Source organism: Streptomyces sp. NPDC005722 (assembly GCF_040630935.1).
Classification (GTDB): Bacteria; Actinomycetota; Actinomycetes; order Streptomycetales; family Streptomycetaceae; genus Actinacidiphila.
Map to the genome: position 1 here is coordinate 138,158 of NZ_JBEXYN010000015.1, position 19,930 is coordinate 158,087.

General features: G+C 73.2%; 16 protein-coding genes. 7 read left to right on the forward strand and 9 right to left on the reverse strand.

Going from position 1 to position 19,930, the window contains the following annotated elements:
* Positions 1-68: 68 nt before the first annotated feature.
* Positions 69-920, reverse strand: a complete 852-nt coding sequence (locus ABZ479_RS19555) for an oxidoreductase (RefSeq protein ID WP_500462747.1) — start codon at positions 918-920, stop codon at positions 69-71.
* Positions 921-1,093: 173 nt separating this feature from the next.
* On the opposite strand from ABZ479_RS19555, the gene ABZ479_RS19560 reads away from it, so the two are divergent.
* On the forward strand, positions 1,094-1,639 hold the full coding sequence (locus ABZ479_RS19560; RefSeq protein WP_499600946.1) for a TetR/AcrR family transcriptional regulator: 546 nt from the start codon (positions 1,094-1,096) through the stop codon (positions 1,637-1,639).
* Between the two features lie 37 nt (positions 1,640-1,676).
* Here the strand turns inward: ABZ479_RS19560 and ABZ479_RS19565 are convergent, their stop codons facing one another.
* The 5 genes from ABZ479_RS19565 to ABZ479_RS19585 form a co-directional block, all read right to left on the reverse strand.
* Positions 1,677-4,574: a SpoIIE family protein phosphatase gene (locus ABZ479_RS19565; RefSeq protein WP_500462748.1), complete on the reverse strand. Its 2,898-nt coding sequence runs from the start codon at positions 4,572-4,574 to the stop codon at positions 1,677-1,679.
* A 32-nt stretch (positions 4,575-4,606) separates the two neighbouring features.
* The gene (locus ABZ479_RS19570) at positions 4,607-4,894 is read right to left on the reverse strand and encodes a hypothetical protein (protein ID WP_500462749.1); all 288 of its coding nucleotides are present in this window, start codon (positions 4,892-4,894) and stop codon (positions 4,607-4,609) included.
* Between the two features lie 180 nt (positions 4,895-5,074).
* Complete coding sequence (locus tag ABZ479_RS19575; protein ID WP_500462750.1) at positions 5,075-5,728, reverse strand: FMN-dependent NADH-azoreductase; 654 nt, start codon at positions 5,726-5,728, stop codon at positions 5,075-5,077.
* 536 nt (positions 5,729-6,264) lie between these two features.
* Positions 6,265-6,483, reverse strand: coding sequence for a hypothetical protein (locus ABZ479_RS19580; protein WP_500462751.1), 219 nt, complete (start codon positions 6,481-6,483; stop codon positions 6,265-6,267).
* Positions 6,484-6,647: 164 nt separating this feature from the next.
* Complete coding sequence (locus ABZ479_RS19585) at positions 6,648-7,010, reverse strand: hypothetical protein (RefSeq protein WP_499600951.1); 363 nt, start codon at positions 7,008-7,010, stop codon at positions 6,648-6,650.
* A gap of 384 nt (positions 7,011-7,394) precedes the next feature.
* Here ABZ479_RS19585 and ABZ479_RS19590 point away from each other — a divergent pair, with 384 nt between their 5' ends.
* Positions 7,395-7,874: a MarR family winged helix-turn-helix transcriptional regulator gene (locus ABZ479_RS19590; RefSeq protein ID WP_500462752.1), complete on the forward strand. Its 480-nt coding sequence runs from the start codon at positions 7,395-7,397 to the stop codon at positions 7,872-7,874.
* A gap of 148 nt (positions 7,875-8,022) precedes the next feature.
* Here ABZ479_RS19590 and ABZ479_RS19595 read toward each other — a convergent pair whose 3' ends face one another.
* Together ABZ479_RS19595 and ABZ479_RS19600 are read right to left on the reverse strand one after the other, a co-directional pair.
* On the reverse strand, positions 8,023-8,658 hold the full coding sequence (locus ABZ479_RS19595) for a DUF1345 domain-containing protein (protein ID WP_500462753.1): 636 nt from the start codon (positions 8,656-8,658) through the stop codon (positions 8,023-8,025).
* A gap of 150 nt (positions 8,659-8,808) precedes the next feature.
* A complete protein-coding gene (locus tag ABZ479_RS19600; RefSeq protein WP_500462754.1) occupies positions 8,809-9,282 on the reverse strand; it encodes a carboxymuconolactone decarboxylase family protein in 474 nt (157 codons plus the stop codon).
* A 111-nt stretch (positions 9,283-9,393) separates the two neighbouring features.
* Here ABZ479_RS19600 and ABZ479_RS19605 point away from each other — a divergent pair, with 111 nt between their 5' ends.
* Positions 9,394-10,128 (forward strand): class I SAM-dependent methyltransferase, encoded by a 735-nt coding sequence (locus ABZ479_RS19605; protein ID WP_500462755.1) that lies wholly within the window; start codon positions 9,394-9,396, stop codon positions 10,126-10,128.
* Positions 10,129-10,226: 98 nt separating this feature from the next.
* On the opposite strand, the gene ABZ479_RS19610 is transcribed toward ABZ479_RS19605, so the two are convergent.
* Positions 10,227-12,527 (reverse strand): esterase-like activity of phytase family protein, encoded by a 2,301-nt coding sequence (locus ABZ479_RS19610; protein WP_500462756.1) that lies wholly within the window; start codon positions 12,525-12,527, stop codon positions 10,227-10,229.
* A gap of 555 nt (positions 12,528-13,082) precedes the next feature.
* Between ABZ479_RS19610 and ABZ479_RS19615 the strand changes: the two genes are divergently transcribed.
* The 4 genes from ABZ479_RS19615 to fxsT all read left to right on the forward strand — a co-directional run bounded on the left by ABZ479_RS19615 (position 13,083) and on the right by fxsT (position 19,909).
* Positions 13,083-13,217, forward strand: a complete 135-nt coding sequence (locus ABZ479_RS19615) for a hypothetical protein (protein WP_500462757.1) — start codon at positions 13,083-13,085, stop codon at positions 13,215-13,217.
* A 35-nt stretch (positions 13,218-13,252) separates the two neighbouring features.
* On the forward strand, positions 13,253-14,401 hold the full coding sequence (locus ABZ479_RS19620; RefSeq protein ID WP_500462758.1) for an FxsB family cyclophane-forming radical SAM/SPASM peptide maturase: 1,149 nt from the start codon (positions 13,253-13,255) through the stop codon (positions 14,399-14,401).
* A 370-nt stretch (positions 14,402-14,771) separates the two neighbouring features.
* Complete coding sequence (gene fsxC, locus ABZ479_RS19625; protein ID WP_500462759.1) at positions 14,772-15,953, forward strand: FxsC protein; 1,182 nt, start codon at positions 14,772-14,774, stop codon at positions 15,951-15,953.
* On the forward strand, positions 15,950-19,909 hold the full coding sequence (gene fxsT, locus ABZ479_RS19630) for an FxSxx-COOH system tetratricopeptide repeat protein (protein ID WP_500462760.1): 3,960 nt from the start codon (positions 15,950-15,952) through the stop codon (positions 19,907-19,909). The genes fsxC and fxsT overlap by 4 nt, the downstream gene beginning before the upstream one ends.
* The last annotated feature ends 21 nt before the right edge of the window (positions 19,910-19,930 follow it).

Here is a 19,930-nt window from a genome sequence, read left to right on the forward strand (position 1 = left end):
GGTACGAGGGGCGAGGTACGAGGGGCGAGGGGTCGGGACGGAGGGGGAGGGCGGGCAGGGTCGCGGGGTCACGCGGACAGGGGTGCGGCGGGGTGGTCCGTGGAGCGGCTGACGTGCGCCCACGTCCTGGCCTCCGTGAGCCGCGCCTCCTCCGCGCCCAGCGCGATCTCCAGGGCGTCGCTGCCGAGCAGCAGGCGGCGCGGGGGCTCCGCGGCGCCGACGACGTCGACGATCGCCCGGGCCATGCGGGCCGGGTCGCCCGGCTCGTGGCCGCTGTAGGCCGTGAAGCGCTCCTGCCACCGGCCGACGGTCTGCTCGTAGTCGGCGCCGATCGGGCCCGAGGTCAGCGCGGCGCCCGCGGCCCAGCCGGTGCGGATGCCGCCCGGCTCCACGATGGTCACCTTGATGCCGAGCGGGGCCACCTCGTTCGCCAGCACCTCGGAGAAGCCCGCGACCGCGAACTTGGCGGTCTGGTAGGCGCTGAGGCCCGGCGTGCCGCCGACGCGGCCGCCGATGGAGGAGATCTGCACGAAGTGTCCCGAACGCCGGCCGCGCAGTACGGGCAGTGCCGCCCGCGTCACGTTGACGACGCCGAAGAGGTTCGCCTCGACCTGCGCCCGGAACTCGTCCTCCGGGAAGTCCTCCACCGTGCCGTTGGTGGCGTAGCCCGCGTTGTTGACCACGACGTCGAGGCCGCCGAAGCGCTCGACCGCCGCCGCGACCACGTCCCGTGCCTGCGAGGGCGAGGTGATGTCCAGGGCGAGGCTCTGGAGCCGCCCGGGGTGTGCCTCCGCCAGGTCCGCCAGCGCCTCCGGCCTGCGCGAGGTCACCGCGACCCGGTCGCCCGCCTCCAGGGCCGCGACGGCGAGGGCCCTGCCGAGGCCCTGCGAACCACCGGTGATCAGCCAGGTACGTGCCATGGAAGGTTCCTCCTGTCCTGTGACGAGCGCTCCCGGGCCGATGGGCGGAACCGGGATCACTGTGGAAGCTCGTCGAGTAACTGCAACACCAACGTAGCACTATCAATTCCGGATGCAGCGGCCGTGAGGGTGATGTACGTCTAATTGCGACTCGCTGTTACGATGGCGCCATCATGAGAGCCGATGCCGCACGAAACCTCGCCGTGGTCCTGCGCACCGGGGCCCGGCTGCTGGCCGAGGACCCGGGCACCTCGATGTCCGCCATCGCCACCGCGGCGGGGGTGGACCGGACGACCGTCCACCGCCGCTTCGCCACGCGCGAGGCCCTGCTCAACGCCGTCTTCCACGCGAAGCTCGACTCGGCGGAGCGCGTCCTCGACGAGGCGCGGCTCACCGAGGCGCCCGTGCCCGTCGCCCTGCACCGCTACGTGGAGGGGATCGTCCCCGTCAGCCGCGAGTGGCCCGTCGACACACGCCGCATGATGCGGCAGGACCCCGACGCCGACCGCCGGCGCGCGGAGCAGAGCGCGCGACTGGACGACTTCCTGCGACGCGCCGCGGACGAGGGCCATCTGCGGACCGAGGCTTCCCCGGAGTGGGTGAGGGCGGTCCTCGACCAGCTGGTGGACTCCGTCGCCCACCGCTTCCCCGAGGTGGAACCCCCGCGGGCGGCGGACCTCGTGGTGGACGCCTTCCTCAACGGCTTCGGGCGGTCCTGACCCCGTCGGCCCTCGGGGGAGCCGGCCGTCCGGCCGGTCACCGCAGGGGCGGCACCGCGTCGATGTCGAACGGTTCCGGCGACGGCGCGGCGGCCTCGGGGTCCGGGAGCTGCTGCGCCGTCCAGATGCACTTGCCGTTCGGGGTGTAGCGGGTGCCCCACCGCTGGGACAGGGACGCGACGAGCTGCAGGCCCCGCCCGCCCTCGTCCGTCTCGGACGCGTGGCGGATGCGGGGCATCGTCAGGCTGTCGTCGGAGACCTCGCAGACCAGGTCGATGTCCCGCAGCAGCCGCAGCGTCATCGGGCCCCTGCCGTGGCGCACGACGTTCCCCACCAGCTCGCTGGCGAGCAGCTCCGTCGTCGGCGTCAGCTCCTCCAGGCCCCAGGTGGCCAGTTGCTCCCGTACGAGCCGGCGGGCCGTCCCCGCCGCCCGTGGGTCCTCGGGGAGCGGCCAGCAGGCGATCCGCTCGGTGGCGAGCGCGTGGACGCGGGCCACCAGGAGCGCGATGTCGTCGCTGGTGGTCCGCCCGATGGGGAGCAGCCCCGAGATGAGGGTGTCGCAGAGCGCGCCCAGGTCGGTGGCATCGGCGGCGGTCAGCAGCCGCGCGAGGTCGCCCAGGCCCTCGTCGATCTCGCGCTCGGAGGACTCGACCAGCCCGTCGGTGAAGAGCACGAGCAGGCTCTCCTCCGGGACCTGCAGCTCGACGCTCTCGAACGGCTGCTCCGCGGCGCCCAGGGGCGGGTTCGGCGCGGCCTTGGGGAAGCGCACGGTCCCGTCGGGATGGACGACCGCGGGCGGGGGGTGCCCGGCGCGGGTGACGGAACACGTGCCGGTGGTCGAGTCGTAGAGGACGTACAGGCAGGTGGCGTAGGAGTCAGCGCCGAGCCCGCCGACGATGTCGTTGAGGTGTCCCATGATCTCGTCGGGGGGCAGTTCGAGCCCCGCGAGCGTGTGGACCGCCGTGCGCAGGCGTCCCATGGTGACCGCCTCGGACAGGCCGTGGCCCATCACGTCGCCGATGACGAAGGCGACCCGGCCCGCGGACAGCGGGATCACGTCGTACCAGTCGCCCCCGACGTCCGCGCCCTGCTCGGTCGGCAGGTAGCGGGCGGCGAGGGTGCACGACGGCAGCCCGGGCAGTTGCTGGGGGAGCAGGGCGCTCTGCAGTTCCCGGGACCGGGTGTGCTCGGCGTCGTACAGCCGCGCGCGTTCCAGGGCGTGGGCGACCAGGGCGCTGATGGCGCTCAGCAGGGTGCGCTCCTCGTCCGTCAGGCGCCGCGGCCGGTCGAAGGCGAGCACGCAGACGCCGAAGGTGAGCCCGGACGCGGACAGCGGCAGGAAGGCCCACGACCCCTTCCCGGTCAGGTGCGGACGGTCCGCCATCGCCGGGTACCGCGCCGCGTACTCCTCCGCCGAGGAGACGAACACCGGGCCGCTGGTCGAGATGGCGTCCCACACCGGGTCCTTGGCGCCCCGGGGGCGGCCGTGCAGGTTGTCGAGGAAGGACTGCGGGTAGCCGACCGACCCGACGTTGTAGGCCCTGCCGTCCTCCAGGGCCTGCACCAGCAGCCCGGTGGCGCCGAACGGCGGCAGGACGCGCTGCGCGACGGCGTCCACCACGTCGCGCGAGGTCGTCGCCTTGGCCAGGGCCGCGGTGAGCTCCGCGATCCTGGTCGCGCGTTCACCGGCGGCGCGTTCGGCGGCGGCGCGTTCGGCCTCGTGCCTGCGCCGCTCGGTGACGTCGGTGAAGTAGAGCGTCACCCCGTCCGGCAGCGGCACCAGCCGGACCTGGTAGCAGGAGCCCGTGTCCGGCATCCGGACGTCGAAGCTGGTGGGCACCGCCTTGGCCGCGGCCTCGCGGCAGCGGGACTCCAGCCCGGAGATCTGCCGGAGCGAGGGCAGCGTCCAGAGCACCCGGCCGAACAACTCCTCCTCGGAGGAGCCGAGCACGTCCTCCGCCTCCAGGTTGACGAAGGTGATGCGCCAGTCCTCGTCCGCGGAGAGGAAGCCGTCGCTCATGTACCGCAGGGCGCGGCTCAGCGCGTCGCGCGCGGACCGCGACTCGTTGCTCTCCCACGCCGTGCCGATCATCCGGTACGGCTCGCCGCGGTCGTCCAGGACGACCTTGGCGCGGGTCTCCGTCCACCCGTAGCTGCCGTCGGGGCGGCGCACCCGGTACTCGGCCTCGAACACCCCGCGGTCCCGGATCGCCTTCTCCGCGGCGGCGAGCGTCCACCGCAGGTCGTCGGGGTGGACGACCTTCATCCAGCTCTCGACCCGGGGCACGAAGTCGGCGGGAGCGGTGCCGTAGACGGCCATCGCCGCGTCGTCCCAGGCGAGTTCGCCGGTGCGGATGTTCCAGTCCCACGTGCCCACCTCGACGGCCTTCAGGGCCTGCCGCAGCCGGCTGCCGCTGGGCTCCTCGTGCGTGGGGCGGGTCGGGGGCGGGGCCTGGTCCACCCGCTCCTGCGCCCAGGCGGTCACCGCCTCGAGGAACCGCCACTGCTCCTCCGTGGGCTCCCCGCCCGTACCGGTCACGACGGTCAGCGACCCGACGGAACTCACGCCGTCCGACAGCGCCACGGACGCCAGCCCCGTGCCGGGCCAGCCCTTCCCCGCCGCCGGCCCGGGGCGGACGGCGCCGGCCGACCCGTCGGCGGCCCACACGCGGCCGCGCCGGCGTACCGCGCGGGCGGGGACCGCCGGGCTCTCGTGGTCGATGATCTCCCAGGGACGCACGGACCCCGGTGACAGGCCGACCGTGGACACCAGACGCAGCGCCGACATCGGCCCGCACAGGTGGACCGTGCCGCCCAGCCCGTCCAGCTCGGCGACCGCGTGCTGCAGCGCCAGCCGGAGCACCTCGCCCTCGGCGATGCCCTTCTCCACAGCGGCGAGCAGCGCCAATCGGTCGTTCACCATGTAAATGTACATTTCGGGAGGAAAGTAAGCAGGCGAGGGGGGCCTTACCCGACGCCCGGGGCTCGCCCGGGTTCCGGGGCGCCGCCGGACCCGGGGCCGTCGCCCGGTCCCTCCTGGAGGTGCAGGAGGAAGAGCGCGTTCAGCACGTCGTCCGACATGCCGGCCAGGACGGCCTCCGGCGTGGTGGCCATCGCGTGGGCGAGGTCGTCCACCAGGTGGGCCAGACCGTCGATGCCGGACTCCTGCCGGCGCGGGGCGGGGGCCGGGGCGGGGTCCGCGGGGCGGTGGTGGTCACCGGCGTCGCGATGGGTGGTGGTCGTCTGGTTGCTCATGCGCATCTTCCGAACGGGCGGGGGCCGCCGTGGCGGGAGGCCGTGCGAGGGGTGCCTGACACGGCCAAGGCTGCGTCAACGCGGCCGGGCCGGCCACGGATCGCTGTTCCTATGCCCACCGGTACCAGGCCGGGCGCGGGGTCGTGTCCCGCCCGTCCCCGGGCGGGACACGACCGGGCGTCAGGCGGCCCCGACCCGCCGCGCGACCTCCTTGCCCTTGGTGGTCGCGTCCTCCAGCGCCCGGGCCCACGAGGCCTCGGCCAGCGGGACGAGCTCGGCCATGGCCGGGTTCGAGGCCGCCGCGGTCAGCTCGGGGACGATGAAGTCCAGGTCGAAGCCCATGTACTCGCCGAGGATGGCCCGCAGGTAGTTCTGGACGTACTCGGAGGACTCCCGCGGGGTCCCCGGCGCGTAGGAGCCGCCGCGGCTGGCGACGACGGTGACCGGCAGGCCCTTCACGCTGGAGGTGTCACCGGTCGTGCGGCCGACCAGGAGCACGTGGTCGATCCAGCTCTTGAGGGTCGAGGGGATCGTGAAGTTGTACATCGGGGCGCCGAGGAGCACGGCGTCCGCCTGCTCCAGTTCCTCGATCAGGGTCAGCCGTCCCGCGAAGGCGGCCTCCTGCTCGGGGGTGCGGGACGCGGCGTCGACGAAGGCCGCGGAGAAGCCGTGCACGTCGAGGTGGGGGAGCGGGTCCGCGGCGAGGTCGCGGTGGAGCACGGTGCCGTCCGGGTGCTGCTCCTGCCATGCGTCGCGGAAGTTCAGTGCGACGGTGCGGGAGCGGGAGCCGGAGCCCGGGTGGAGGGAGGAGTCGAGGTGCAGCAGGGTGGCCATGTGAAGTTCCAGTCGCGTCAGGCGTGTTCGGGTCCCCGTGGGGCGGCTCCCCGGCGTCGTGTCGCCGGGGAGCCCCGTGGCCCGCGTCGCCGGGGGGTGGCGAGGTGCGGGTCCCACGGATCCACCGTGGGGCACCGGGGTGGCGCCGGACAAAGAGAGGATTAGTCACTAACTTTTAGTAAGTCGGCTTCATGTGCGACGGCGAACTCCGCTGACGGCGGCTGGAGTCGGGCGATCCGGTGGAGCGCCGGGGCATGCGGAAAGCCCCCGGTCCGGAGGGGCCGGGGGCGGCGCGGGCGCGGGTTCGGATCCGGGGCGCCTGCCCGGGAGCACACGGGTCGTGCGGCATGCGGAGCGTGGGACCGGCCGGGGTCGTCCGGGGAGGGCCTGCCGGCGGTCCGTCAGGGAGCGCCGGACGTACGGCCGACTCCGCTCTGCGGCGGGGGAGTTCGTCGTCCCGTCCTGCGTCGGCCCGGTGCGGTCACGGGCCGGTGGTTCGTCGCGCCGGGGCCGGACGGTACGGCGCCGGCGGTGCTTCAGCCGCGGACGGCCGTGGTGCCGGACCCGGACGCGCCGAGCGGGCGGCGGTGGGCGCCCGTGCCCGGGGTGCCGACGGCGGTGAGGCGTTCGCCGGCGGGCCGGCCGCGGTGCCGTCCGGTGCCGGACGCGGCGGCCGGGGTCGGCAGGCGCCGCATCGCCACGAAGGCGTTGGTGAGCAGGCCGCCGGACCTCGTCGTCGGGGTGGTCTCGAGCATGGTGTTCTCCGGGTCTCGTCGAAGGGGGCGGGGGCCGGCCGGTGCCGGGCCGTGCGAGGACGGGCGGCTCGGCACCGGCGTGGCTCCCTGCCCTGGCGGCCGGGACGTCGTCCGGTCGCGGGGGTGTGCGCGCTCCGGCGGGGAGTGCCGGATCCGGTCGGGCCTCAGCGGACGGGTCCGTGACCGTAGGACAGCCACACGGTCACCCAGTGGCCGTGGCTCCAGCGGGCCAGGCGGTGGCCGTCGAAGCGGTAGAGCTTGCCGTCGTACCCGTGCCAGTACTGCACGGCGTGGTGGCCGTAGTCGTAGTGGTGACGGGTGATCTCGTCGTTCCAGCGCCGGTCGGCGGTGCCGCTGCGGTCGCCGTACCCGCCGCCCCACGCCGCGCCGGTGATGGTCGCGGTCTGCCGCTCCTGACCCGTGGGCCGGGGGGCGGCGGAGGCGGAGCCCGTGGCGCCGAGCAGGGCGGTGCCCGCGAGCGCCACCGAGGCGGTGGAGGTGGCGATGATGCGCGTCCACTTGTTCATGACTGTTCTCTCCTTGCTGTGCCCCGGTGTGCGGGGCGTCGGACGACGGTCCGGCCGGTGGGCCGGTCCCCGTCGTGCGGGGGCGATTCCGCGGGGCCGCCGGGGCGGGGCTCCTGGTTCGCAGGCGCTGGATCCGTGGGACCGGCGTCGCTCTGAATCGCTGATGGATGGAACCTAACAGATGATTGATGGGCGTCAATCGTTTGTGCGGTGTGACCATCGCCTCGCGCAAGGAATCGGAAGAAGTGGAATAACCCGGCACGAAGATCCCTCGTCCGGATCGGTGCATCACCTTCGAAAAGGGGTGTGAACGGCCGCCGTAATCGTTGACGGTCATGGATTACCGGCCGATCACGATGGTTGGTGGCGCGCTATGATGGAGTCATGGCAGTGGACGAGATCGCGGTTGAGGGTGCTGCCGGCGGCGACCCGCTGGAGCAGCTCGGTTTCCTGCTGGCCCGGCACGGCGCCATCGCCGACAGCCGCGTCCGGCGCGCTTTCGGCTCCTGCGGCCTCGCGCCGCGCGCGGGAGCCACCCTGATGCTGCTCGGCGGGTGCGGATCCATGGGGCAGCAGGGTCTTGTCGCGGCGCTCGAGGTGGATCCGAGCATCATGGTCGCGATCCTCAACGACCTCGAGTCCGCGCAACTCGTCGAGCGCCGCCGTGACCCGGCCGACCGGCGCCGGCACATCGTCGCCATCACGGACCGGGGGCGCGGCGTCCTGGCGGAGGCCAGGGCCGCGGTGGACGAGGTCGAGCGGGGCCTGTTCGGTGACCTGTCCCCGGAGGAGATCGTGGTGCTCCGCGGACTCCTCGCCCGGGTGCGCACCTCGCCGGTCGACGACTTCTGCTCCGAGAACTGACCCCGGGCCCCGGGCCGCTGACCCCGTCCGGCCCTTACCGGCGCCGCGCGCACCGGAACGGCGACGGCACCCCCGGGGAAGCCGGAAGTGCCGGCGGTTCGGGACGTGACAGGAATGCCGGGCTGGGGACAGGGGCGTTCGGCTGTGGTCAGCCGGTGACCATCCCGGCGACCAGGTTGATGGTGGTGGCCAGGATGCCGGTGCCGAAGACGTACGACAGCAGCGAGTGCCGCAGCACCGTCGCCCGGATCGCCGGGCTGGAGACGTCCGTGTCGGAGACCTGGTAGGTCATGCCCAGGTTGTAGCTGAAGTAGAGGAAGTCCCGGTACGACGGCGGGTGCGGGGAGTTGAAGTCGATCCCGCCCGCCGCGGCCGCGTAGTAGAGGTACCCGTAGCGCGCGGCGTACATCAGGTGGAGCGCCGCCCAGGCCATGAACACCCCGGCCAGCGCCGTCGCCGCCGCGGCGTGGCCGCGGTCCGTGCCGCCGCGCAGGAGCAGGACGACGATGGCGAGCAGCCCGCACAGGGCCGCGCCGACGACCACGAGTTCCTCGACGACGGGCCGGAAGTCCTCCCGGCGGGCGTTGCGGTGGGTGGCGGTGGCGTCCATCGGCCACAGGACGAGCCAGCCCGTCACGACGAAGAGCGCCTCCGTCGCCGCGATCCCGGCGAGGACGCCCAGCGCCCCGTCCTCCAGGACGCCGACGGCCGCGCCGACGACCGCCCCGACGACGACCGCGCCGGCCAGCCGGGGAACCGCGGAGAGCGGCGAACTGGTCCTCATGCCGCATCACGCTACAACCCGGCGTCCCCGGCCCGTGGCAGCGGCACTTGGGGTGTCCGGAGGGGCCGACGGCGGCCCGGCGCGCCCCGGCCCCGCGCCGCGGACGGCGTGGGGCCGGTGCTTCCCGCCCGCGGACCGGGGGGCGCTCCCTCAGCCGAACTGGCCGGGCTGGTAGTCGCCGGCGGGCTGACGGTTGATGACGTTGACGCGGTTGTAGGCGTTGATGACCGCGATGAGGCCGATCAGGGCGACGAGCTGGTCCTCGTCGTAGTGCTTGGCGGCGTTCGCCCACACCTCGTCCGTGACACCGCCGGAGGCGTCGGCGATGCGGGTCCCCTGCTCGGTGAGTTCCAGGGCGGCGCGCTCGGCCTCGGTGAAGACGGTGGCCTCGCGCCAGGCCGCGACCAGGTTCAGGCGCACCGCGGTCTCGCCCGCGGCGGCGGCCTCCTTGGTGTGCATGTCGGCGCAGAACGCGCAGCCGTTGATCTGGCTGGCGCGGATCTTCACCAGCTCCCGGGTCGCCGCGGGCAGCCCCGCCTCCGCCGACACCCTGCCGGCCGCGTTGATGTGCTTGAAGAACGTAAGCGCGAGGGCGTTGCCGAACAGGTTCACACGGGCTTCCATGGTGGGCTCCTCCTGCGTGGTGACGGTTACGCAGCCATGACGGACGAGCCGGGGGAAATGTGACGCGCACTCGGATGTGACGTGGGTCTCCCCTGGGGTAGCGTCCCCCGCATGCCCGACGAGGAGTTCCGGCACCCGCGGCTCGCGGCGTTGTACGACGCCCTCGACGACCCCGGCCGGGGCGACCTCGACGCGTACCTCGCGCTGGTGCGGGAGCACGACGTGCGCCGGGTGCTGGACATCGGCTGCGGCACGGGGGTGTTCGCACTGCGACTGGCCGGTCTGGGCGTCGAGGTCGTCGCCGTCGACCCGGCCGGGGCGGCCCTCGACGTCGCCCGGGCCAAGCCGGGGAGCGCGCGGGTCCGGTGGATCCACGGCGACGCCACGGCGCTTCCGCCGCTGCGGGTGGACCTGGCGACGATGACGGCCAACGTCGCCCAGGCGATCGCCGGCCCCTTGGCCTGGCGGCGGACCCTGCGCGGGGCGTACGAGGCGCTGCGGCCGGGCGGGCGCCTGGTGTTCGAGACGCGGGACCCGGCGGCCCGCGCGTGGGAGGAGTGGAACCGCGCCGCGTCGCACCGGGTCGTGGACGTGCCGGGTACGGGGCCGGTGGAGCACTGGGTCGAGCTGCTCGACGTCAGCGGGCCGCTGGTGACGTTCCGGTGGACGTACGTCCTGGGTGCCGGCCGTGAGGTGCTGACCTCGATATCGACCCTGCGCTTCCGCGGGCGGGAGGAGGTCGAGGCGGCGCTCGCCGCGCAGGGGTACGTCCTCGACGGCGTACGGGACGCCCCGGACCGGCCGGGCAGGGAGTTCGTCTTCCTCGCGCGCCGTCCGGAAGCCTGACCGCGAGCCGGACCGCACGCCGCGGACCCGCATGCCGCCGACGCGTACGGCCGCCGGTGGACCGGCGGCCGTACGCGTCAGGTCGGGCGGGGAGGCGATCAGCGCTGGCCGAAGACCTTCTTGCCGGAGCCGAGGTCCAGGAAGACCGTCTCGCCGGTGGCGTCGGCCAGGGCGTCGTTGTCGGTCACGGCGTAGACGTGGCCGTCACCGCCCACGGTGAGGCCCTCGAGCTTCTCCTGGGTCCAGCCGTTGGTCGCCCGCAGTTCGGGCAGCACGTCGACGGCCAGCTTCTTGGGCAGCACCTGGAGCGGGCCCGAGGCGGCGGCGGACTTCGGCATGTCGACGGTGTACACGCGCTTGATCTTCGCGGCGGGGCCGTTCAGCTTGTCCCGCTCGATCAGGGCGAGCTTGTCGCCGACCGCGGTGATCTCGGACAGGCCGATCCAGTCGCCGGGGGTGTCCGTGGTGCCGATCCGGTAGCCGAACCAGCTCCAGGTGCCCGACGTGACGTCGTAGCGGCCGATCCGGACGATCCCGGCCGGGTCGCCCTTGACCTCACGCTGCAGGGTGGCCCAGACCACCTCGCGGCCGTGGCGGTCGGTGGTGGCGGTGACGCCCTCGAAGCCCTGCTTCGCCAGGCCCGCGGCCACGTCCGCCGGGAGCGTGACGACCTGCCGGGTCACGCCGTCGCGGTCGAGGCGGACCAGCTTGTTGCCGTCGCCGGTCGCACCCTCGACGGCGAGCCAGAAGCCGCCCTGCGGACGGGCGAAGACACCCTCGGCGTCGTAGCCGACCGGCTTGCCGTCGGCGTCCTTGACCGTGAGGGTCCGGGTGATGACCGCCGGCTTCCGCGAGGTGTCGATGGTCATGATCTTGGTGACGGAGTACGCCGCGTCGGTGACCGTGTACAGCTCGTGCGGCCGGCCGGGCACGGCGGACAGCGCGCCGAGCGCGCCCCAGCCGATCGGCGCGCCGGTGGAGTCGGAGGCCGAGACCACGCTTGGGAACGACGGGGTGCCCTTGCCCAGCTGGAACAGGCTCACCGAGGCCCGCACGTTGACCGAGGCGTCGTCCTCCTCGCTGGAGACCGCGAGCATGTCGCGCGACGGGATCGGCAGCAGCCCCTCGGGGCCGTTGGTGGTGGCCAGCATCTGGCGGAAGACCGGGGCGGTCGGGCGGCTGACGTCGTAGACGGCGACGAAGTTGCTGCGCTCGCTGCCGACGAAGGCGTACCGCACGCCGTGGAAGGTGGCGACGACCACGCCCTCCGGCTCGGTGCCCTTCTTGCCCGCGCGGTCCTCGTTGTGCAGGCCGTAGCGGACGGCGAGGCGCTCGAAGCTGTTGCCCGCGTCCCAGGCGACCTTGCCGGTGCGGCTGTCGAAGACGGTCCAGCCGCGCGTGCCGCCCTTCCAGTCGCCCTCGTTGGCCGTCGCGAAGTAGCGGTCGTCGATCCAGTTGACGGCGTCGGGCTCGCGCCGGACGTCGGTGATCGAGCCGGTCTGGTCGATGACACCGTCCTTGACGGTGTCGATGCCGCGGACCGTGGCCGTGCCGGCGCTGAAGGCCTTGGTGATGCGGCCCGTCGGCAGGTCCATCAGGACGATGCCGTTGTTCTCCTGCAGCGTCAGGACCAGCTGGTTGCGGTCGTTGACGGCGACGTACTCCGGCTCCGGGTCGGTGGGCTCCACGATCCCGGCGGCGGTCAGCACGGGCAGCGCGCTGCCGTCGGGGCGGGTCAGCGGCACCGCCCGGGTGCGCCAGTGCTGCGGCGAGGTGCCCTTGAGGTCGACGATCTGCACGAAGCCGGCCGGGGCCTGGGGCAGGTCGCCCTCCTCGCCGCCGGGCGGGGTCGCCTCCTCGTCGCGCTCGTTCTCGATCGCGATCGCGGCGTACCGCTTGTCCTTGGTGACGGTGATGGAGTCCGGCTGGCCGCCCAGGTCGAAGCTGGTGACCCGCTTGCGGTCGCGCAGCGATATGACGTCCAGACGCCCCGAGGGCGTGGCGTAGCCGCTGCTGGTGTTCACCACGACCAGCACGTACTGGCCGACCACGGCCACGGAGGTCGGTTCGTCCTCGGCGTCGCCGAGCGAGGCCAGCGACAGCGTGCCCAGCCCGCGCGGGCTGTTCGGCCTGGTGATGTCGAGGAAGCCGATCCGCCGCGCCAGGGCGTCGGTGTAGACCAGGGTGCGGCCGTCCTCGCTGACCGCCGAGATCTCGGCGACGGTCGCGGTGGCCGGGTCCTCGCCCGCGGGGCGGTTCTGGAAGACCGGGTAGGTCGCGGTGCGCTGGAAGGTCGGCGTCACGTGCGGGTGGTGGGCACTCGCCGGGCTCGCGGCCACCAGCGTGCCGGCAGCGACAGCCGCGGTCGTGAGCGCGGCGTAGGTTCTCTTGGGGAGCATCGTCTCTCCGTTGCGCTAACGGTCGGAAAGGCGATCATCTCGCCACCGGACCAGCACAATCGGGCGTCCAGGTGAACAACCGGCGAAGATCGTCCGCACGGAGTGGCCGGAACGCCCCGGTCCGTACCGGTGCGGGTCGTGAGCCCGGACCACCCTCGCGTCAGGCATTGGTGACGATCCGTCAACCGCGTCCTCGGGGCGCCCGCGGTGGGAGCGGCGACAGGGACGGCCACGGCGGCACGCGGTGACAGGCGGCCGGTGAACGGGAACGGCCGGAAATCCGTCGTGTGCCGGCGCTCCGTCGCGGGTGCGCCGCCCGATGCCGCGGGGGATCGTGTGAAGGTGTCCGGGAGGCGGTCTGGCCTGGTCCGTGGCGCTGTGCTTCCCTGGAAGGAACACTTCAGCAGGAGCACGGGGGAGCCGGCGGTGACACCCGAGGGCTCCAGCCACGTCCGATTCCGCACGCGTCGGCAGGATCGAGCCATCGTGGGCGGCAAGGGGTACCGGGGGCATTGGTCGATGGAAACGGCACCACGTGACGCGCACGGCGATGTCATGAACCTGCGCATCGAGGCGGAGCGGCTGCGCGCGCTCCCACCGTGCGCACTGGTGAAGTCGCTGCTCCGCGTCATGGAGGACCGGTCGGAGCAGGCTCCCGACCCGCACACCGGATTCGATTCCTCGTTGTGACCCCGGAGGGGTGAGGGCCCGGCGGGAGGTCGGTGATGGAGGCGACGCGGCCCATCCACGAGTTCGTGGTGAAGGTGCACGGCCGGTGCAACCTGGCTTGTTCGTACTGCTACGTCTACGAACTCCGCGACAGCAGCTGGCAGCACAAACCCGCCGTGCTGTCGCGTGCCCTCGCCGAGCGCCTGGCGACCCGGATCGCCGAGCACGCGGAGCGGCACCGGCTGCCGTCCGTCAGGGTCGTCCTGCACGGCGGCGAGCCCCTGCTGGCGGGGCGGGGCAGGGTCGAGCACCTGCTGCAGTCGGTGCAGGGGGCGGCGCACGGAATCACGTCCGTGGAATTTGCCGCACAGACCAACGGGACGCTGCTGAACCCTGGTTGGATGGACCTGTTCCGCCGCCACGGTGTGCGCGTGGGGGTGAGCCTCGACGGAGGCAGGGACGCCAGTGACCGCCACCGCCGCACACATGGTGGCCGCAGCAGCCACGCTGCTGCCGAGAGGGGGATCGGGCTCTTGCGGCGCGCGGAGAACGCCGGCTTATACGGCGGCCTGCTGTGCACGGTCGACCTCGCCAACGATCCCCTCGTCGTCTACGAAGCGCTGCTGAGCCACCGGCCCCCGCTCATCGACCTGCTCCTCCCGCACGCGACCTGGGAGTTCCCGCCCCCGGGCCACGACCCCGCGACGGCCCCCTACGGCCGCTGGCTGCGTACGGTGTTCGACCGCTGGTACGCGGCACCGGTCCGCGAGACCCGGATCCGGATGTTCGAGACGATCATGGACCTGGTGCTCGGCGGAAGGGCCACCGCCGAGGCCGTGGGACTCGACCGCCCGCCGTTCGTGGTCGTGGACACCGACGGCTCGATCGAGCAGCCGGACTCGCTGAAGGCGGCGTACGAGGGCGCCACCGCCCTCGGCCTGGACATCGGCGCGGACGACTTCGACACCGCCGCGGCCCACCCCCTCCTGCGCGACCAGGGCCGAGGGCTGGCCTCCCTGTCCGCCGAGTGCCGCGCCTGCGACGTCGTGCGGCTGTGCGGGGGAGGGTTACGGGCGCACCGCTACCGCCCGTCCGGCGGATTCGCCAATCCGAGCGTCTACTGCGCGGATCTCAAACTGCTGACCGAACACATCAGGGACCGGGTCACCGCCGACGTCCGCGCTCTGATCGGAGGGGCGTCATGACGGCCCGTACGCCGTCCGCCGGCACGGCCGAACGGTCCACGGCGGGTACCCGTCCGGCTGAACCTCCGGCGCGCCTCGACGGTGCCCGCGTACCCCGCCGCCCCCGTGGCCGGCCGGGCCGCCCACCGGGTCCGCTCCCCTTGTCCCCGCAACGCACGGGCGCGCCGAGCAGGCGCCCGTACGGGCGGTGCGGAAAGCCTGATCAGGAAGGGGTGACGGTCCGGATGCGCGCCCGTCTGTGGTGCTCGGATGTGGTATTTATCCGCTATTGCTCGCATAGTGATGCCTACGGTGAGCCGTCGGCGCCTATCGAGTCGTCCCCGCTGCCGCGCTCTTTGCGGGGCGTCCCGACCTGCACGACGGAGTCACCATGAGCCGGTTCTACCTGAGCCACATCCGCGGGGTCGACGAGGAGTGGACGGCGACCCTGTTCCGGGACCTCGCGGGCGCGGTCGCCGCGCGTACGGGCGGCTCGCCCGAGTCCGTCGGGGTGTCCGGCACGCCCCGCTCGCCCGAGGCCACCGTGGAGCGCATGCGCGGCGCGACCACCATGGTGGCCCTCTACGCACCGGGCTATTTCGGCCACTCCTACTGCGCCACCGAGTGGTCCTACTTCGAACACCGCGCCGAAGTGCTGTGGTCCCGGACGGGACGCAGCGCCGACGCCATCATCCCGGTGGTCTGGGCGCCGGCCACGGAGCCGCTGCCCGCCGTCGTACGCCGCAAGGGGCCGCTGACCGCCGACTCGCCCGCGTACGCCCGTGACGGGCTGCTCCACCTGCTGCGGCTCAAGGCCCGCTACGCCGAGGACTACCGGCTCGTGGTGGCCGCCCTCGCGGACCGGGTGGCGGCGGCCCTCGGGCAGCACCTCCCGGACGCCGCCGGGTTCGACGCGACCGGCAGGCGTCAGGCCACGCCCTCCCTGCCGCCGCCCTCGGGACAGCAGACGGTGAGCTTCGTCGTGGCCGCCGCCGCGGCCGACGACCTGCCGGGGGAGCGGACCGCCCGCGAGTACTACGGCAGCACGCCGGTCGACTGGTCCCCGTACGCCCCCGGACGGCCCGGGGAACTGGCCTCCCTGCTCTGCAACACGGCGGCGGAACTCGACCTCGCCCCCGACGTCCTGGCGCTCGAGGAGAGCACCGTGGAGCAGGTCGGCGCCGGCCCGCGCCAGGAGGAACTGGTCGTCCTCCTGGTCGACGCCTGGGCGGCCAAGGCCGACCGGCAGCAGCGCCTGCTGACCGACCTCGACGCGGCCGTGCCCGAGGGCACCGCGGTGCTGGAACCGCGCAACCAGGACGACACCCAGTCGTGGCAGCACGCGGAGGACCTGGACGCCGCCCTCGACGAGGTGCTGCCCACGCTGCGCGGCCACGCCTCGGAACTGGAGCGCTGGGGCCTGCGCGACGAGGAGAAGTTCACCGCCGCGCTCCGCAAGGCCCTGGTCCGCGCCCAGAACGACGCCATGAAGTCCGCACAGGTCGCTCAGCGCCTGCCCACACCCACCGGTGGCCTCGACTCGTTCCCCCTGCTTGGAAGGTCTTCCTCATGACGCACGACTCGGGCGGTCCCGGCGCCCAGGGGCCCGGCACCGTAGTGACGTTCTACTCGTTCAAGGGCGGCACGGGCCGCACGATGGCCATGGCGAACGTCGCCTGGATCCTCGCCACGAACGGCAAACGGGTCCTGGTCATGGACTGGGACCTGGAGGCGCCCGGTCTGCACCGCTACTTCGCGCCCTTCCTGCGCGACCCCGAACTGAGTTCCACACCCGGTGTGATCGACCTCGTGCGCGAGTTCGAGCGGATGAGCCCGCACCTGACGGACGGCCTGCGCACGTACGCCCGCGTCGACCGCCACGCGCACTCGCTGGAGTGCTCCTTCCCCGGCGGCGGCTTCATCGAGTTCGTCTCCTCGGGCCGCCGCACCCCCGAGTACTCCGAGAACGTCAACACCTACGACTGGCGCGGCTTCTACGAGAACCGCAACGGCAAGGCGTTCCTGCACGCCCTGCGCGAGGACATGCAGGCCGGCTACGACTACGCGCTGATCGACAGCCGCACGGGCTTCAGCGACACCTCGGGCATCACCACGCTCCTGCTGCCCGACGTGCTGGTGAACTGCTTCACCTTCAACGTCCAGTCGGTGGACGGCGGCGCCAACGTCGCCCGCGACGTCCGCAGGTTCGCCCCGCACGTGACGATCCTGCCGGTCCCGATGCGCGTCGACCCCGCCGAGCAGGACCGGCTCGACACCGCCCGGCAGCACGCGCGCAGCCGTTTCCAGGAGTTCCTGGACGAGTCCGCGCACCCGGACCCGGACCGCTACTGGGGCGACATCGAGATCCCCTACCGCCCCTACTACGCCTACGAAGAGGTCCTGGCGACCCTGAAGGACCCGATCCGCAACCAGGGCACGCTGCTCGCCGCCTACGAACGCCTCACCGCGGTGATCACCCGCGGCGAGGTCACGGCGATCGGGCACATGGCGGAGGAGCAGCGGGCGTCGCTGGTCAAGCGGTTCGACCGGGTCCCCGTGGCCGGCGCCGTCACGCCGCGCGTACGCATCGACCACGCCCTGCGGGACCGGCTGTGGGCCGAGTGGATCGCGGACCAGCTCAAGGCTGCGGGCGTCACCGTGACGCTGCGGCCCAGCAGCGCCACCGCGATGGCGCCGGTCCCGGCGACCGCCGCGGACACCGTGCTGGCGCTGCTGTCACCGGACTTCGTGAACACCAACGTCGCCGAGGAACTGGTCACCGTGGTCGAGGCCGCCGACCGCCGCGGCGACGGCCCGCGGATCCTCGGCCTGCGGACCCGCGAGTTCCAGACCCCCACGGCGCTGGCGAGCCTCCCCGGGTTCTCCCTGGTGGGGATGACGGCCGCGACGGCGCTGGAGCGGGTGACGGCGCTCATCGGGGTGCCGGCCCTCAACGAGCCGGTGACCGGCCGCACCCGGTACCCGGGCGAGGCCCCCTCCTCCTTCGAGGCCCCGCCCCGCAACAACCTGTTCACCGGCCGCGACCAGGAACTCGACAGGTTCTGGGACGACCTCGGCCAGGACTCGCTGGACGACGTCCACACCCCCGCGGACCGCCTCTTCCTCTACGGGCTCGGCGGCATGGGCAAGACGCAGATCGCCCTGGAGTACGTCCACCGCTTCGGCGCCCAGTACGACCTGGTGCACTGGGTCCCGGCGGAACAGACGGACCTGGTACCGCAGAGCCTGGCGAACCTCGGCGTACGGCTGGGCGTCCAGGGCGAGACCGCCGAGGACCTGGCGCTGGCGACCCTCGCCGAGCTGCAGAGCGGCCGGCGGGGCAAGTGGCTGCTGGTCTACGACAACGCGGCGAACGACGAGGTGGGCCGCCAGGGCGGCCGCCGGCTCGAGGACTACCTGCCCTCGACCGGGCCGGGCCACATCATCATCACCGCGCGGGAGTCCGACAGCGGCCCCGCCACCGTCGAGGTCGGCGTCTTCCGGCGGGCGGAGAGCGTCGCGCTGCTGCGGCGCCGGGTGGAGAACCTGTCCCGTCAGGACGCGGACCGGATCGCCGAGGAACTCGGCGACCTGCCGATGGCCGTGGAACTCGCCGCGGCGTGGCTGCGGGAGACCGGCATGCCGGTGGACACCTACCTGGACCTGGTGCGCAGCCGGGTCGGCGAGGTGCTGAGCGCCGGTCCCGCCGGGGAGTTCGAGCAGCAGACCCAACTGCCCGCCGTCTGGCGGCTGTCGGTCGAACGACTGCGGGCCGAGCGGCCCGCGGCGGTCCGCCTGCTGGAACTGTGCTCGTTCTTCTCGCCCGAGCCGATCGCCGACTCCCTGCTCTACAGCGACGGCATGCGCAACGAACTGGCGCGCTCCGACGCCGCGTTGCGCGACCCGATGATCATGGGTTACCTCATCCGCGACCTGAGCCGGTACGCCCTCGCCCGGCTGGAGGGGCGCTCCCTGCAGGTGCACCGGCTCCTTCAGGCCCTGGTGCGCGAATGGATGGCGGTGGACCCCGAGGCCCTGGTGCGCACCCGCAGCCAGGCCCACCTCGTGCTGGCCAGTGCCCTCCCCTCGCCCTCCCAGGGTGAGGACAGTCCCGCCTCGCGCCAGCGCTTCGCGGAACTGCGTCCGCACCTCGAACCCTCCGGGGCCGTCGAGAGCACCGACCCGCAGGTCGGCGAGTGGGTCGTCAGCCAGGTCCGCAACCTGTGGCTGGTCAAGGACCACCTGGCGGCGATCGGCCTGGGGCGCCGCGCCCTGGACGCGTGGACCGAGAACCGCGGTCCCGACCACCCGCTCACCCTCCGTCTGGCGGCGCAGCTGGCCAACCCGCTGCGCTCGATGGGTCGTTACGCCGAGGCGTACGAACTGGACTCCGACACCCTGCGCCGGCAGCGCGAGCACCCCGAGCTGGGTCTCGCCCACCCCCACACCCTGATCACCGCGCGCAACGTCGGCGCCGACCTCAACGGCCTCGGCCGCTACGCCGAGGCCTGCGAGTCCGACGCGGACACCCTGGACCGCTACCGCCGTTCGGTGGGGAACGACCACCCGGACACCCTCCGCGCCATCAACAACTACGGTGTGTCGCTCAACCTCATCGGACGCCCCCGCGAGGCACTGGTGCTCGCCGAGGAAGCCTATGTGACGGCGCGTCAGGCCCTGGGGGTCAGGAGCCCCGCCTGCTCGCGCTACGCGCTCGGTGCCGCCCTGGACCGCCGCGAGATGGGCGACTACCAGGGCTCCCTCGAACTGCTGCTGGAGACACGGCAGCACTACGTCGTCCTGTCCGGCGAGCACTCGCCCGACGTGATGCGCACGGACGCCTCGCTCTCCGTCACCCGCCGCAGGCTCGGTGAGTTCCGGGCGGCGGAGGCGCTGTCCCGTACGACGTACGACCAGTACCGGCGCCGGTACGGCGACCGGCACCCCGAGACGCTGGCCTGCGCGGCGAACCTCAGCTGCGACCTGCTCGCGCTGGCCGGCACGCAGGGCGACCCCTCCTTCGACGAGGGGCGGGAGATCGCCGAGCGGAACCACGCGAACTACCAGTCGACGCTGGGCGCCGAGCACCCGTTCACGCTCGCCTCGGCGACCAACCTGATCATCGCCCGCCGGCTGGACGGCGAACCGCTGGCCGCCCTCGACCTGGGCCGCCCGACGCTCGCCGCGCTCGAACGCCGGGTGGGCGCCGGGCACCCGGCGGCGGTCGCCTGCCGGGCGGACGTGGCGGGCGTCCTCGCCCAGCTGGAGCGGTACGACGAGGCGCTGGCGGAGGACGAGCACGCGCACCGGGAGTTCCTCGCCCTCTTCGGCGAACGGCATCCCCGGGTCCTCTGCGGCGAGTACAACATCGCGCTCGACCGGCTGCGCATCGGCGAGGCCGGGGCGGAGGACCGGCTGCGGGACATCACGCGCCGTTCCGCCGCGCGGTTCGGGGACACGCATCCGACGACCGTCGCCATGAAGGAACGGCGGCGGATCGACTTCGAACTGGAGATGCCGCCCATCTGACCCCGCCGGACCGCCGGACCG